The sequence below is a fragment of the Actinoplanes octamycinicus genome (assembly GCF_014205225.1).
Classification (GTDB): Bacteria; Actinomycetota; Actinomycetes; order Mycobacteriales; family Micromonosporaceae; genus Actinoplanes; species Actinoplanes octamycinicus.
This window is the reverse complement of record NZ_JACHNB010000001.1, coordinates 3,082,064-3,096,949: the sequence shown is the minus strand read 5'-3', so window position 1 is coordinate 3,096,949 and position 14,886 is coordinate 3,082,064. Positions and strand designations below refer to the sequence as shown.

Here is a 14,886-nt window from a genome sequence, read left to right as displayed (position 1 = left end):
ATCAGCCCGCCGGCCAGTCGATTTCCGGAGCGCGGAACCAGGTCACCCCGGCCGCGTCCCAGCGCGGGCCGAAACCGGCCAGCCGCTCCCGGAAGGACGCCCAGTCCCGGCCGGCCTGCGGCGTCCAGGCCACCTCGGCCACCGCCGGGAGCCGCGGAAACGTCAGGTACTGCAGGTCGGCGACGCTGCGCAGGGTCTCCGACCAGAGCGGCGCGGCCACCCCGAGCAGGGCGGTCTCCGGCACCCCGGGCAGCCGGTCGGCCGGGTCCCAGTCGTACGCCCGCCGCACCGGGACCAGCCCGGCCCAGTCCAACCCGATCGGGGTCGTCTCGTCGTACTTCATGTCCAGGTACGTCCGGTCGGCCGGCGACATGATCACCTGGTGGCCGGCGGCGACCGCGGCGGCCACCTCGGTCCCCTCGTCCTGCGGCCGCCAGTACTGCACGACGGCGCCCTCGGGCAGGTCGACCGCGGCGATCTCGTGCCAGCCGACCGGCCGCTTGCCGTACTTCGCCGGCAGCGGCAGCACCCGGGTCAAGAACGCCCGGTAGTCCTCGGCCGAGGTGGACAGGCACTCGTCGCCGCCGATGTGCAGGAACGGGCCCGGGGTGGCGTCGGCCACCGCCTTGAGCACGGCCTCGACGAAGGCGTACGTCTCCTCCTTGCCGGCCACCAGCGAGCTGTAGCCGACCTCGGCGTCGGTGCGCGGCGCGACCGGCTGCCCGTCGGCGGTCAGTTCCGGGTACGCCACCAGGGCCGCGTTCACGTGGCCGGGCATGTCGATCTCCGGGACCACGGTGACGAACCGCTCGGCCGCGTAGGCCACCACCTCGGCGTACTCGGCCAGGGTGAGATAGCCCGGCCCGGCGCCGTCGCAGCCGGTGCCCGGGCCGCCGCCGACCTCGGTGAGCCGCGGCCAGCCGGGGATCTCCAGCCGCCAGCCCTGGTCGTCGGTGAGGTGCAGGTGCAGATGATTGATCTTGAACTGGGCCAGCAGGTCGACGTGCGCCCGGATCTCGTCGGCGGTGAAGAAGTGCCGGGCCAGGTCGAGCATCGCCCCGCGGTAGGCGAACCGGGGCCGGTCCTCGATCACCCCGCCGGGCAGCACGCCGTCGTCGGCGGCCAGCTGGCGCAGCGTCTGCAGGCCCCAGAACAGCCCGGCCGGCGCGGCGGCACGCAGGGTCACGCCGGCCGCGGTGATCTCCAGCCGATAGCCCTCCGGGCCGAGCTCGTCGGCACCGAGCTCGAGCCGGACCGGCCCGTCGTCGCGTGGCTCGGGGGCCAGCGCGGTCACCGCCTCCGGGGCGACGGTGAAGGTCACGGCCGGTTCCGGGACAACCAGTGCGGGCGCCGGAATCACATCGGCCAGCCGCTTCGTCTGAGGGCGCACTCTGAAGACTCTAAACTGTTTCGCTATGCCGATAACTGTGCGTCACGCCACCCGGGGCGATGAGCAACCTTTGCACGCGCTGGCGACACTGACCTTCGGGGAAGCCTGCCCACCGGGCACCGCACCGGCCGACATCGACATGTTCATCGCCACCCACCTGTCCGCCGAGCGGTTCGCCGGCTACCTCGCCGACCCGGGCCGCACCCTGCTGCTGGCCGTCGACGGCGACCGTCCGGTGGGCTACGCGATGCTGGTCCGCGGCCCGATCGTGGATCCGGACGTGGCCGCCGTGGTGGACCCGGGCACCAGCGTCGAGCTGAGCAAGTTCTACGTGCTGCCGGACCGGCACGGCTCCGGCGTGGCGCACACGCTGATGACCGCGACCCTGGCCGCCGCCGCCGAAACCGGCGCCGTCTCCTGCTGGCTCGGGGTGAACCAGCGCAATGTCCGGGCCGCGAAGTTCTACACCAAGCACGGCTTCACCGTCATCGGTGTGAAGCGTTTCCTGGTCGGCGCCCAGTGGCACGACGACCACATCCGCAGCCGCCCACTGCCCTGAGGAGGACGGCGTGAACCGGTCCGCGGGCCGGAGTTCGGCTACACGCTGCCCGGCCTGGACGCGCCGACCTTCACCGCCGACCCGGGCGGCCCGATCATCGCGGTCTACCGGGTGAACACGCCGGACGGGCGGCCGGCTGCCGGACGGTTCGGCGTTCCGGCTGATGGCGCCGCGCTCGTTCACCGCGGATCAGGTGCTCCGGCTGGCTCGCTCGGTCCGGCGCCTCGATTAAGTCAATTCTTATATAAGTGTCGGGCGAAAATTGACGGCGAAGTGTCGCACCCGACAGATACCTTCATGAATGCGGACCGGCGCCACGGGGGCGTCGGTCCGTCCATTTCAGAGAGTCGTGCCGCGCAGCAGGTTCCGGCCCACGGCCTGCACGTTCTCCCGCAGCTCGGCCGGCGACTCGACGGTGAAGGGGACGCCCAGCAGGCCGAGCACCATGGTCGGCCAGCCGAGATCGTCGACGTTCATCCGGAGCCGGCAGACACCCTCGCGGACCGGCTCCACCGTGCCCCAGTGGCCGACGACCGCCTGCACCTGATCCGGGGCGGTCTCCAGGAGGACGGCGACGTCGTACCGGTTGGGGATGGCCCGGATCCGCGACCGCAGCCAGACCACCGGATCGCCGCCCGGGATCTCCCGCGGCCGGAACCGGGCCCCGGTCAGCGCCGGCCCGGTGATCCGGTCCACCCGGAAGCTGCGCCAGTCACCCCGGTCCAGGTCCCAGGCCAGCAGGTACCACTTCCGGCCGAGCGGGACCAGCCGGTGCGGCTCGACGTAGCGGCCGCCGGCCGTGCCCTCCCGCGGGGCGTAGTCGAAGCGCAGCCGCTCTTCGCCCCGGGTGGCCATCGCGATCGTGGTGAGCACCCCGGCGTCCAGGGTCGGGCCGCCGCCGAGAACGCCCGGGCTGGTCACCGCCTGCAACGCGTCGATCCGGCGGCGCAGCCGGGGCGGGAGCAGCTGGATCACCTTGGCCAGGGCGCGCACCGAGGTCTCCTCGAAGCCGGCGACCGCGCCGGCCGCGGCGCTGCGCAGCCCGACCGCGATCGCCACCGCCTCCTCGTCGTCGAGCAGCAGCGGCGGCACCGCGGCGCCGGCCTGCAACTGGTAGCCACCGGCCACGCCGCGGCTGGCGTCCACCGGATAGCCCAGCTCACGCAGCCGGTCGACATCCCGGCGCAGGGTGCGCGGGCTGACCTCGAGCCGGTCGGCCAGCTCCGAGCCGGGCCAGTAGCGATGGGTCTGCAGCAGGGACAGCAGCCGCAGCATCCGGGCACTCGTGTTCGCCATGGGTCCAAGAATCTCTCGTATTGAGGCCAGAATATGGCCGCAAACAACCCTAGCGTCGAAGCCATGATGATTGCGACGCGAGAACTGACGAAGCGGTTCAAGAGCGTGCTCGCCGTCGACGGGGTCACCCTCGAGGTCGCCGAGGGCGAGCTGGTCGCCCTGCTCGGCCCGAACGGCGCCGGCAAGTCGACCACGCTGCGGATGCTCACCACGCTGATCCCGCCGACCTCGGGCAGCGCCGCGGTGGCCGGCTTCGACGTGGTCACCGGGCAGCGCGAGGTGCGCCGCCGGATCGGCTACATCGGACAGGGCAACGGCGCCGGGCACAGCCAGCGCGGCCGGGACGAGCTGATCAGCCAGGGCCGGGCCTACGGCCTGCCGGTCCGTCAGGCGCGCGCCCGGGCCGCCGAGCTGATCGAGTCGCTGGGCCTGGGCGAGGTCGCCGACCGGACCGTTTCCACCCTCTCCGGCGGCCAGCGCCGCCGCCTGGACATCGCGATGGGTCTGATCCACGCCCCGGAACTGCTCTTCCTCGACGAGCCGTCGACCGGGCTGGACCCGCAGAACCGGGCCAACCTGCAGGAGCACATCGTCCGGCTGCGCCGCGAGCACGGCACCACGATCGTGCTGACCACGCACTACCTGGAGGAGGCCGACTCGATGGCGGAGCGGGTGATCGTGATCGACCACGGCCGGATCATCGCGGACGACAGCCCGGAGCGCCTCAAGGCCAAGCACGTCGGCGACCGGGTGATCCTCGGCTTCGACTCGGAGGCGGAGGCGGCCCGCGTCCCGGAGGGCACCCGCGAGGGCACCCGGGTGGTGATCTCCACCGACGACGGGCCCCGGCTGGTCCCGACCCTGCTGGACCTCCGGCCGCGCACCGTCGAGGTGATCCGCCCGACCCTCGACGACGTCTTCCTCACCCTGACCGGCCGCAGCCTGCGCGACGAGACCCAGGAGGCCTGACCATGAGCAACCTCGCCACCGACACCGCGGTCGTCTTCAGCCGCGAGCTGCGCCCGGTGCTGCGCAGCCCGTTCAGCATCATCTTCTCGATGGTGCAGCCGCTGTTCTTCCTGGCGCTGTTCGCGCCGCTGCTGCCCGACGACCAGTCGCTGCAGTGGTTCGTGCCCGGGATCATCGTGATGTCCTGCCTGTTCGGCTCGTCGATGACCGGCTCCAACCTGCTTTACGAGATCCAGACCGGCTCGCACGAGCGGATGCTGGTCACCCCGCTGCGCCGGCCGGCGCTGCTGCTCGGGCGGGCGCTCAAGGAGATCGTCCCGATGCTGGCCCAGGCCGCGCTGATCGTCGCGGTCTGCATCCCGTTCGGCTTCCGGCTGCACCTGGCCGGGGCGCTGCTCGGCCTGCTGATCCTGGCCGGGTTCTGCGTCGGGCTGGGCGCGCTGTCGTACACCCTGGCACTGGCCTCGAAGAACCAGGAGTGGCTGTTCTGGACCGTGCAGCAGACCCTGCTCTTCCCGTTGCTGCTGCTCGCCGGGGTGCTGCTGCCGATCGAGAACGGCCCGGCCTGGTTGCGGTCGCTTTCCAAGATCAACCCCATGACGTACGTGGTGGACGCCGAGCGCGCGTTGTTCGACGGTGACGTCTGGTCCCGGACCACCGCGTACGGGTTGCTGGCCGCCGCCGGGATGGGGTTGTTCGGGCTGCTCGTCGGCGTGCGGGCGATGCAGCGCTCGGACTGACCCGCTACCTTCCATCCTCGGACCGACACACCACGGGGACGGGAGCACGCATGCGGGAACCACGCTTCCGTCCGTTCCGTCAGTTCCTGGACGCCCTGCGCCGGCCCCGGCGCGCGGCGCCCGCCCCGCGGCTGGGCAACCCGGACGCCGTCGTCGACTGCGCGGTCTACGCCGCCGGCCAGCGCCGCGCCGAGCCGGGACAGCCCCGCCAGATGCCGTTCCCGGAGGCGGCCCGGCTCGCCCGGCGCCGCCGCAACGCGTTCGTCTGGCTCGGCCTGCACGAGCCGGACCGGGCCACGATGAGCCTGATCGCCGAGGTGTTCGGCCTGCACGAGCTGGTCGCCGAGCAGGCCACCGGCGGCGGGCACCGGCCCGGCCTGGAGACCGTCGGCGAGGTGACCCGGCTGGTGCTGCGGGCCGCCCGGTACGTCGAGCACGACCGGCTCACCGACACCTCCGAGGTGGTCGAGACCGGCGACATCACGGTGCTGGTCGGCCGGTGGTTCGTGATCACCGTGCGGTACGGCCCGGTCGGCCCGCTCGCGGCGGTCCGCGAGGAGCTGGAGCGGCGCCCGGACGTGCTGCGGCACGGGCCGTGGGCGGTGGCGTACGCGGTGGGCAGCCGCCTGGTCGACAGTTATCTGGAGGTGGCCGCGCACGTCGAGCGGGACCTGGAGATCCTCGAGGAGGAGATCTTCAGCACCGGGCGGAGTGCCGGGATCGCCCACATCTACCAGCTGAAACGGGAGATGGTGGAGTTCAAGCGGGCGGTGCTGCCGCTGGCCGACCCGTTCACCCAGGTGCTCACCGTGCGGGACCTGCCGGCCGGGCTGCGGCCCTACCTGGTGGACGTGCGCGGGCGGCTGGGCCGGGCGGTGGACCGGGTGGCCGGCTTCGACGACCTGCTCAACTCGATCCTGCAGGCCCGGCTGGCGCAGATCTCGATCGACCAGAACGACGACATGCGCAAGATCGCCGCGTGGGCCGCGATCGCCGCGGTGCCGACGGTGATCGCCGGGATCTACGGGATGAACTTCACGGTGATCCCGGGGCTGGACTCGCCGTACGGTTTCCCGGGCGCGATGGCCACCATGGCGCTGCTCTGCGGGGGCCTCTACTGGCGCCTGAAGAAGACCGGCTGGCTGTGACGCCGGGTAACTGAAAGCCAGATCACACAGGTCCGACTTTCGGTCGTTTTTCCAGTCCAGACAGCTTGCCAGGCCGGTCAGATTCGCCCTACCCGATGAACACGGCGAGTTACTAGTTTCCTCACTATGCCGATCTTGGGGGTAGTGGGAAAGTGACCGCACGCCGGGGCATCCTGTCCGCTCTGCGCGGTCACGTCGACCTCTTCCTGAACGCCGGTTCGCTGATGGCGACCACACTGATCACCTCGGCGTTCGGGTTCGCGTACTGGTGGGTGGCCGCGCACGTGGCCTCCCCCGCCGCGGTCGGGCAGGCCTCCGCCGCGGTGTCCGCGATGACCCTGATCGGCACCATCGGCATGTTCGGCATGGGCACCATGCTGATCTCCGACCTGCCCGGGATCGGCCGCGGCAAGTGGGACCTGATCTCCACCTGCCTGCTGGTGGCCGGCGCCGCGGCGACCGCCGGCGGCCTGCTCTACGTGGCCGCCGCGCACCTCTGGATCCCCAGCCTGCAGCACGCGATGGGCGGCGCCCCGGCCACCGCGCTGCTGGTCGCCGGCATCGCGCTGAACGCCATGACGCTGGTCCTCGACGAGGCGATGGTCGGCCTGCTCCAGGGCCCGCTGCAGCTGATGCGCAACGCCTGGTTCGCGGCGATCAAGCTGGTCCTGCTCGGCGTGGTGGCGTTGCTGCCGATCACGCTGACCGGCGGCGAGCTGCTGCTCACCTGGGTGGCCGGGATCGTCGGCTCGACCGCGATCCTGCACCGGGCGCTGCGCCGGCGCGGGATGATCGACTCGCTGCGCCCGCGGCTCGGGCTGCTGCACGGCCGGGGCCGGGCCACCTTCGACCACAACCTGCTGAACCTGGCCACCTACCTGCCCCGGGCCGCCCTGCCACTGGTGGTCACCGCGGTGCTGTCGGCCGAGGCGAACGCCGCCTTCTACACCGCGTTCATGGTCCTCTCGTTCCTGGCCATGGTGCCCGGCAACGTGGCGCTGACGCTGTTCGCGGTAGCCGCCGGCGACCGGGCCGCGCTGCGCGGCAAGGTCCGGATGGGCCTGCTCATCTGCCTGGGCGGCGGCATCCCGGCCGCGCTGCTGGTGATGCTGCTGGCCGACCCGATCATGTCGGTCTTCGGCAGCCAGTACGCGGAGACCGCCGGCGGCGCGCTGGCCATCCTGACGCTGACCTACGTCCCGTTCGTCTTCCACCACTTCTTCCTGGCGGTCTCCCGGGTGCGGGGCCGGGTCCGCGGCGCCGGGATCTTCTCGGTCTTCGCCGGCGCGGCCGAGCTGCTGGCGGCCTGGTGGGGTGGCCGGCACGGGGACCTGAACGACCTGGTCGCCGCGGTCGCCGTGGTGATGGCGATCGAGACCGTGCTGGTCGCGCCGACCGTGCTCAAGGTTGTATTCGCGCCCGTCGTCGACGAGACGGCGCCGGCAGAGGGAGTGAATGTCATGTCCACCACCAGCCTGACCCTGCACGAGAAGGCCTGGCTGCCGCTGGAGTACATCCGGACAGTCGGCCCGCTCACCGGGGTCACCGCGGACCGGCTGCGCAACGCGCTGGCCGGGCTGCACCTGACCGACCCGACGCACCGGGCGGTCTCCCGGCTGGACCGGGCCGGCGCGAAGTGGCAGCACATGGACGCGGCCAGCTTCGCGACGTACGTGCTGGACGCGGTGACCGACCTCGGCCCGGGCCCGGCGGACTTCGACGCGATGACCCGGCAGTTGCAGGCCGAGCCGCGCGGGCACCACCCGGTGCGGATCCTGGTCGGCGGCGGCTATGTGGCGCTGAAGGTCTCCCACGCGTACGGCGACGCCGGCCCGGTGAACACCCTGCTGCGCGAGCTGATCCTGGCCGCCGCGGAGGGCCGGGCGGCCCGCATCGCGCCGTCCGCACGGCATCGCTGGGCGCTGCCGAAGGCCTGGTGGAAACAGTTCGGCATGCACCCGGACCGGTGGAAGGCCGGCCTGAGCTTCCCGAAGCCGCCGCACGCCGAGTCCGGGCCGTGCCGCCCGTGGCGGGCCGACCTGACCGTGCGGACCGCCCGCTCGTCACTGGTCCTCGGCGAGATGCGCACCTGGCGCGACCAGTACGCCCCGGGCGTCACCACCTCGGCGATCACCTTCGCGGCGTTCGCCTCGGCGCTCGCCGAGCTGGGCCTGGACCCGGACCTGTCCGGCGGCACCTTCCTCGCCGACGCCCGCCGCTACCTGGACAAGGGGGTGAGCGTCGACAGCAACTTCTGCATGGGTCCGTACCTGACCCCGGAGAACCTCACCGACCCGCTGTCGATCCACACCACGCTGAAGGCGGAGCTGGCCACCGGCCGGATCCTCACCATGATCGCGTTGCGCGAGGCCAAGCTGCTGCTGACCGGCGCGCCCGGCATGCCGGACCCGTTCCCGGCCGAGATCGCGGTGGCGCCGCGGCCCCGGCTGACCTTCAGCAACCAGGGCCGGCACGACGTGCTCGGCGACCTGCCGTGGGCGGTCGGCGCGGCCGGCCGGGTGAACCAGAGCGTGCCGACGCTGAACGGCCCGGAGGGCGTCACGCTGACCACCAGCGAGATGAACGGGGTGCTGCACCTGGAGGCCACGTTCCACGCCTCCACCTACGACCCGCAGCTCGTCCAGCGGGCTCTCGACCTGGTCTGCAGCGACCCGGCCGGCCTGATCATGGCCCGCCGCTGACCCTCGGGCCCGCGCCCGGCACGGCCCGCCCCCCTGGCCCGCCGGGCGCCTCACCGGCCGCCGGACACCCCCCGTCCGGCGGCCGGTTCGCTTTCCCCGATCAACACCGGTTCCCGGTACGACGAGAGGGCGCACGACCGGGGGGAAGCCGGCCGTGCGCCCCTTTCTCACCCGGGTGACAGGGTCAGTGGTGACCGCCGCCGCCCTGCCCCGGCCCACCGTGGCCCGGCCAGTCCTGCTGCTGACCACCCTGACCGCCGCCCTGCCCCGGCCCACCGTGGCCGGGCCAGTCCTGCTGGTGACCGCCCTGACCGCCCCCGCCAGGGTGGGAGCCGCCGGGGTGGGCGCCGCCCTGCTGGGGGTTGTCCGAGTGGCCCTGGCCGGGACCGTGCTGGCCGGTGGGGCCGCCGGGGAGTCCGGTTCCGGGGCCGCCCGGACCGCCCTGACCCCCCGGCGAGTTGGTGCGCATCACCGGTAGCGAGAGCACCGTGGTGCGCGTCTGCGTGCGGGACCGCCACCCGCACTCGTCGTAGGAGATGGTCGCCCAGAGCTTCGCCACCCCGCCGAACGCCGTGAACGGGGTGACCCGGACCCGGGTGACGTCGGTGCGCCGCGGGGTCAGCGTGCTGCCCCGCGAGAAGACCGCCCCGCGCCGGTTGCCGAAGTACTCCACCCGGACCCGCTCGCCGCGGACCCGCACCTGCGCGTCGCAGATGGTCCGGTCGGTGCGCCAGGCGATGTCGATCCAGCTGGGCACGTTCGCCGGCACCGGGCGGAGCCAGGTGGTGATCGGCTGCGGGCCCCGGGACGGCGCCGCGGCGGCCGGTCCGGCGGTGGCCGCGCCGGCCAGCCCGGTCGTCGCCGTGGCCAGCGCCACCATTGCTGCGATTCGCCGACTCATGTGCATTACGAATCCTCCGATGCCCCTCGTTCTCCGGGCCGGCAGTAGCGCGGCCCGACAAAAGGGACGATATGGGAATTGGGTGCTTGCCTGTCCGTATTTGACCGCGTTTTCGGGGGCGAAACCCGATTTGGACAAATCGCCATAATCTGGTCAGCCGAAAAGCTGATCCCGGGTTTTCGGCACATCCGGCTGGGTATGCCAACGACATGACAGAGAAGGCGGAAGACCTCGGCGAACCGGTCGCCTACCTGGTCCTGCGCGAAGGCGTGCCGGTCTACGCGCCGAGCGGCGACACGATCGGCACCGTCGCACACGTCCTCGCCGACGAACCCGAGGACGTCTTCCACGGCCTGCTGATCAAGACCTCCGACGGGCACCGCTTCGCGTCCGGCGACCAGGTGGCCGGCCTCTACGAGAACGGGGCGATCGTCACCGAGCCGGCCGAGAAACTGGCCCGGCCCAGCGCCGACCTCCCGGAGGAGCGGCACGACAGCGGCTTGAAACGCGCCTGGGACTGGCTGGTCCAGCCGCACTGATCGCGCGGTTTCGCGGGTCTTGGCGGCGCGGTTCAGTGCCGCGGAAGCTGGCCACGCTGACAGGCCTCCGCACGCCCGCAGGTCTCCGCACGCCTGCAGGTCTCCGCATGCCTGCAGGCCTCCGCACGCCCACAGGCCCACCCTCCCGGGGGATCCCCCTCAGGCAGTGTGGCGGAAAGCGGGGAGGCTCAGCAGACACCCTGTGGACAACACTCTGATGTGGACATCGGAGACCACCGGGCCAGCGGCCGGTAAAGCCGAGCAGAACTGGATGGCCGACACTTTCGTCCTCGACAAATCGGCGGTGCCCGGCCTCGGTGAGTCCCAGGCCGTCCACAGCCCGGCGATGCCGCCGCCGATCACCACCCCGTCGGTATCGACCGCGCGGCACGTGGTGATCGCCACGCACCATCCGATCTTCGACTGGGCGCTGCGCTTCTCCCGGCTGAGCAGACCGCACCCCGGACCACGGCGTGACGGCAGAGCAGCCCACACCCGCACCGCAGCGTGACGGCAAAGAGCAGGTCATCCGGACCGCGGCGAAACGGCAGGCCAGACCGCATCCGGGACCGCGGCATGACCGCAGAGCAGACCGCAGCATGACGGCAGAGCAGACCGCATCCGGGACCGCGGCATGACCGCAGAGCAGACCGCAGCATGACGGCAGAGCAGACCGCATCCGGGACCGCAGCGTGAGCGCAGAGCAGACCGCAGCATGACGGCAGAGCAAACCGCACCCTGGATCGCGGCGTGACGGAGGCGTACCGGAAATCGGATTGCGACCCGGATGCGGGCCGTGAGCGGTCGGCGGGCCGGAGGGTCAGCGGCCCCAGCGGAGCAGGCAGGCGCCCATCGACATGCCGCCGCCGAACCCGGCCAGCAGCACCAGGTCGCCGGGGCGGAGGGCGCCCGCGCGGTTCGCGTCGTCGAGGGTGACCGGCAGCGACGCGCTGCCGACGTTGCCGTAGCGCTCCAGGGTCAGGTGGGTCCGGGCGTTCTCGAAGCCGGCCGCGGTCACCAACTCGCGCAGCATGATGCCATTGGCCTGGTGCGGGACGAAGTGGTCGACGTCGCCGGCCTTCATCTGGTTGCGGGCGAGCAGTCGTTCCAGGGCCGGCGGCACCGCGTCGGCCACGAAGTCGCGGACGCCCCGGCCGTTCATCCGGAAGTAGTGGTCGCCGGCCGCGACCGTCTCCGGCGAGGCGGGCCGGCGGCTGCCGCCACCCCGCACGTAGATCAGGCCGTTCGCCTCGCCCCGGGAGGCCAGGTCCAGGTCGAGGATCCCGTGCCCGTCCGGTACCGCGCCGACCACCGCGGCGCCGGCCCCGTCGCCGAAGAGCACCGCGGTCCGCCGGTCGCCGAAGTCCAGGATCCGCGAGTAGATGTCGGCCGCGATCACCAGGACCAGCGCGCCCGGGTGGGTGGCCACCAGGCCGTTGGCCACGCCGAGCGCGAAGACCCAGCCGGCGCAGACCGCGTTCACGTCGAAGCAGGCGGCCCGGTCCGCGCCGATCAGGTTCTGCACCAGGTTCGAGGTGGGCGGCTGCGGCGAGTCGCCGGTCGAGGTGGAGACCACGATGTAGTCGATCTCGGCGGCCGCCACGCCGGCGTCCTCCAGCGCCGCCCGGGCGGCGTGCCCGGCCAGGTCGGAGGCCGCCTCGGCGGGGGCGGCGAACCGGCGGGCCTCGATCAGCGTCTTCTGGGACACCCACTCCGGGTCGGCGTCCGGCACCCGCCGGACCAGGTCCACATTGGTGACGATCTGTGACGGAAGATATGATCCGGTTCCCAGAATCCCGACCGCCACGCGCGCCCACCCACTCCCGCAAAACGTCCCGTCCGTAGCCAGGGAAAACCCTATCTACCAGGGGTGGGGCCGTACGGATCGTCCAGCTGGCGGTTCGGTCGGCAAACCTCGGACGGATCGTCAGGACTGTCGGCCGCGGTCCCGGTAGGTCCACGATCCGTTACCGAGAGTGCCGCGCCCGGTCGCGTTCTTCGCCTGCTGCGCCTGCTGGGCGAGCCGGGCGTCGATCCGCGCGTTGAGGTACTCGGCGGCCGCCCGGTCCTCCTCGTTGGGGGCGGCGGCCAGCGCGTACGCCATGCCGATGATGCCGAACACCACGGCGACCCCGATCGGCACCAGCAGCGACCCGGCGGTGGCGCCCTCGATCGTGCCGAAGTGGTCCTCCTCCACCACCGACATCGCGGACATGCCGGTGAAGTGCATGCCGTTCACCGCGACGCCCATCACCAGCGCCGAGATGAAGATGACGACCGGCTTGCTGACCACCAGGGTGAGCCAGAGCGCGACGGTGGCGGCGACCACGGCGATCGCGATCGAGAGGACGACCCGGGAGCCGGAGTAGTGGATCTCGCCGTCCAGGCGCATCGCGGCCATGCCGGTGTAGTGCATCGCGGCCACGCCGAGACCGGCCAGGACGCCGCCGATCACGATCCGGATCTGCCGGGCGCCGGAGCCGAGCAGCGCGATGGCCAGGCCGACGCCGACCGCCACGAAGGCGATGACCACGCTGGCGCTGGTGAGGCCGACGTCGTAGCGGATCGCCGAGCCGACCACGTCGAAGCCGAGCATGGCGACGAAGTGCATGCTCCAGATGCCGGTGGCGCCGATCGCCAGCGCCGCGAGCACCAGCCACCAGCCGCGCTCGCCGTTGGACCGGGCCGAGCGGAGGCGGACCGCGCTGGTCAGCCCGAGCAGGGACCCGAGGACGGACAGCAGATAGCTGACCGCGGGAGTCACCCATCCGTGATTGAAGTGGTGGATCTCCGCCATGATGGCGCGCTCCCTCGCTACTGAAGAGTTTTGCCGCGCTGCATCCTGCCCCAGCCGAGATGCAGCCGTCACCGATTGTGATCCACGTTTCGTTACGAGCGCACGAGCAGTTGATCTCGATTTGGGTCATGATTCAAAAAGACCCGGGAACGCAGCCGTTTTGCCTAATCAGATGGCCCTATGCGAGATCTGTCACGATGCGACTACAAAACGACCGATCTGCGGCGATAGCGAGAAACCGTGACGGTCAGTGACTTCCGCAAGATCAGGAGAGTAGCTCCAACGCCGGCGCGCGCTGCGAGTGCAGGGTCTGCACGGTGTCCTCGGTGCAGGTGCCCGGATTCTTGTCCATGACGCACAGGGTGCCGACGATGTGCCCCTCCGGCGAGTGCAGCGGGACGCTGGCGTAGGAGCGGATCCCGCTGACCGCGAAGAGCGGGCTGCTCGCGTACTCCTCGCTCTCCTCGCTGTCGCCGATCAGCACCGGCACGTCCTCGGCCACCACGATCGAGTCCGGCGACCACTCGGCCGGCACCCCGCCCGCCTCCCGGACCCACGTCGGCAGCCCGTACGACCCGGCCACCACCACGGTGTCGTTGAGCACCAGGGTGACCGCGGCGGTCGGCGTGCCGGTGAGCCGGGCCAGCCGCTCGGCGAACGCGTCCAGCCCGGCGGCTCGCGCCGGGCGGGTCAGGAAGTCGGAGACGGCCAGCAGCCGGGGCACGTCGGCCAGGTGAGCGGCGGCGTCCGGGTGCGCGACCGGCGGGTGCTGGCCGGCCGGGTACGCCGCCAGCAGCTCGTTCACCGCCTCGATCAGGTGTTTCGGGCGGACCGGCTTGGAGATGGTCACGTCGCACAGCTGCCGGGCCCCGGCCGGGGTGGCGGCGGACATCATGATCATCGGGATGGACGCGGTGGCCTGGTCGGCGCGCAGCCGGTCGGCCACCTCGAGACCGCTCATCCCGGGCATGTGATGGTCGAGGATGACCAGGTCGGGGGCGGTGCTGCCGATCGCCTCCAACGCCGATGCCCCGTCCGCGGCGATCCGCACAGTGTGCCCGGCACTGGTCATCACCGTGGTGAGCAACTCGGCGATGTCCCGGTCGTCCTCCGCGATCACGATGGAAGCCATGACCTGCCCTCCTCGGTCGGCCGCACAGACGCACCGACTCTAAACCGGGCAGGACGGAGATATCCCTGAAAACCGAAGTCAGGCCGCGGCCGCCACCACGGCCACCGGCGGCGCTTCGGCCGCCCAGGCCAGCTCGGCCGTCCGGATCCGCTCCACCAGCGCGGCGATCCAGGCCAGCTCGGCGGTGACCAGCCCGAACCAGTAACCGTGCTCCAGGGTGTGCACCTCGGCCATCTCGCCGGCCCCGGCCGGCAGCGCGGCGCGCTCCCCGTCCAGCCGCTCGGCCCGCGCGGCGAGCAGCGCGGCGGCCCGCTCCGCCGGCAGCGAACCGAGGTGCGCCACGGCCAGCGCGAAATCGACCGAGGCGACCGGGGTGTCCCGCAATCCGGACTCGACCTTGGCGCGGAAGCCGGCCACGCCGTCCTCGGTCAGTTCATATTCGATACGGGGTGGTCGGTTGCCGACCTGCCCCGGCTCGCGCGCCGCCACCAGGCCGGCCCGGTGCAGGGACTTGAGCAGCGTGGTCACCGTGCTGCGGGTCGCGGTGAGGTACGCGTACCGCTCCTGGAGACGGGTGGCCAGGTCGTAGGCGTGCGCCGGCCGCTCCCCGAGGAGTCCGAGGATCGGCAGCACCAGACTGTTCCGTGAGGCATCCAACGGCATGGACCAACGTTATGGGCGTATACACCTAGAGACAACCCAATATTGACCTT

14 protein-coding genes are annotated in these 14,886 nt (G+C 71.8%); 7 read left to right on the top strand and 7 right to left on the bottom strand.

The annotated features are described in order from the left end of the window. Window position 1 precedes the first annotated feature (1 nt). Window positions 2–1,390 (bottom strand): beta-N-acetylhexosaminidase, encoded by a 1,389-nt coding sequence (locus tag BJY16_RS13880; protein ID WP_185039862.1) that lies wholly within the window; start codon window positions 1,388–1,390, stop codon window positions 2–4. 25 nt (window positions 1,391–1,415) lie between these two features. On the opposite strand from BJY16_RS13880, the gene BJY16_RS13875 reads away from it, so the two are divergent. Beyond that, complete coding sequence (locus BJY16_RS13875) at window positions 1,416–1,949, top strand: GNAT family N-acetyltransferase (protein ID WP_185039861.1); 534 nt, start codon at window positions 1,416–1,418, stop codon at window positions 1,947–1,949. A 339-nt stretch (window positions 1,950–2,288) separates the two neighbouring features. On the opposite strand, the gene BJY16_RS13870 is transcribed toward BJY16_RS13875, so the two are convergent. Next, window positions 2,289–3,245 carry a helix-turn-helix transcriptional regulator gene (locus BJY16_RS13870; RefSeq protein WP_239177347.1) on the bottom strand — a complete coding sequence of 319 codons (957 nt, stop codon included), beginning with the start codon at window positions 3,243–3,245 and terminating at the stop codon, window positions 2,289–2,291. 63 nt (window positions 3,246–3,308) lie between these two features. On the opposite strand from BJY16_RS13870, the gene BJY16_RS13865 reads away from it, so the two are divergent. The 4 genes from BJY16_RS13865 to BJY16_RS13850 all read left to right on the top strand — a co-directional run bounded on the left by BJY16_RS13865 (window position 3,309) and on the right by BJY16_RS13850 (window position 8,804). Beyond that, on the top strand, window positions 3,309–4,214 hold the full coding sequence (locus BJY16_RS13865) for an ABC transporter ATP-binding protein (protein WP_425551355.1): 906 nt from the start codon (window positions 3,309–3,311) through the stop codon (window positions 4,212–4,214). Between the two features lie 2 nt (window positions 4,215–4,216). Further along, on the top strand, window positions 4,217–4,954 hold the full coding sequence (locus BJY16_RS13860; protein ID WP_185039860.1) for an ABC transporter permease: 738 nt from the start codon (window positions 4,217–4,219) through the stop codon (window positions 4,952–4,954). 50 nt (window positions 4,955–5,004) lie between these two features. Beyond that, the gene (locus BJY16_RS13855; protein WP_185039859.1) at window positions 5,005–6,102 is read left to right on the top strand and encodes a magnesium and cobalt transport protein CorA; all 1,098 of its coding nucleotides are present in this window, start codon (window positions 5,005–5,007) and stop codon (window positions 6,100–6,102) included. A gap of 152 nt (window positions 6,103–6,254) precedes the next feature. Beyond that, window positions 6,255–8,804 carry a lipopolysaccharide biosynthesis protein gene (locus BJY16_RS13850; protein WP_185039858.1) on the top strand — a complete coding sequence of 850 codons (2,550 nt, stop codon included), beginning with the start codon at window positions 6,255–6,257 and terminating at the stop codon, window positions 8,802–8,804. Window positions 8,805–8,988: 184 nt separating this feature from the next. Here the strand turns inward: BJY16_RS13850 and BJY16_RS13845 are convergent, their stop codons facing one another. Next, the gene (locus tag BJY16_RS13845; RefSeq protein WP_185039857.1) at window positions 8,989–9,705 is read right to left on the bottom strand and encodes a hypothetical protein; all 717 of its coding nucleotides are present in this window, start codon (window positions 9,703–9,705) and stop codon (window positions 8,989–8,991) included. Between the two features lie 209 nt (window positions 9,706–9,914). On the opposite strand from BJY16_RS13845, the gene BJY16_RS13840 reads away from it, so the two are divergent. Together BJY16_RS13840 and BJY16_RS13835 are read left to right on the top strand one after the other, a co-directional pair. Beyond that, window positions 9,915–10,244, top strand: a complete 330-nt coding sequence (locus BJY16_RS13840; RefSeq protein WP_185039856.1) for a hypothetical protein — start codon at window positions 9,915–9,917, stop codon at window positions 10,242–10,244. Window positions 10,245–10,515: 271 nt separating this feature from the next. Beyond that, window positions 10,516–10,755, top strand: coding sequence for a hypothetical protein (locus BJY16_RS13835; protein ID WP_185039855.1), 240 nt, complete (start codon window positions 10,516–10,518; stop codon window positions 10,753–10,755). Window positions 10,756–11,064: 309 nt separating this feature from the next. On the opposite strand, the gene BJY16_RS13830 is transcribed toward BJY16_RS13835, so the two are convergent. The 4 genes from BJY16_RS13830 to BJY16_RS13815 all read right to left on the bottom strand — a co-directional run bounded on the left by BJY16_RS13830 (window position 11,065) and on the right by BJY16_RS13815 (window position 14,836). Continuing rightward, a complete protein-coding gene (locus BJY16_RS13830) occupies window positions 11,065–12,051 on the bottom strand; it encodes a 3-oxoacyl-ACP synthase III family protein (RefSeq protein WP_185039854.1) in 987 nt (328 codons plus the stop codon). Window positions 12,052–12,171: 120 nt separating this feature from the next. After that, complete coding sequence (locus BJY16_RS13825) at window positions 12,172–13,041, bottom strand: MHYT domain-containing protein (protein WP_185039853.1); 870 nt, start codon at window positions 13,039–13,041, stop codon at window positions 12,172–12,174. 265 nt (window positions 13,042–13,306) lie between these two features. Then, window positions 13,307–14,173 (bottom strand): response regulator, encoded by an 867-nt coding sequence (locus tag BJY16_RS13820; protein WP_185039852.1) that lies wholly within the window; start codon window positions 14,171–14,173, stop codon window positions 13,307–13,309. Between the two features lie 78 nt (window positions 14,174–14,251). Next, on the bottom strand, window positions 14,252–14,836 hold the full coding sequence (locus BJY16_RS13815) for a PadR family transcriptional regulator (RefSeq protein ID WP_185039851.1): 585 nt from the start codon (window positions 14,834–14,836) through the stop codon (window positions 14,252–14,254). Between the last annotated feature and the right edge of the window lie 50 nt (window positions 14,837–14,886).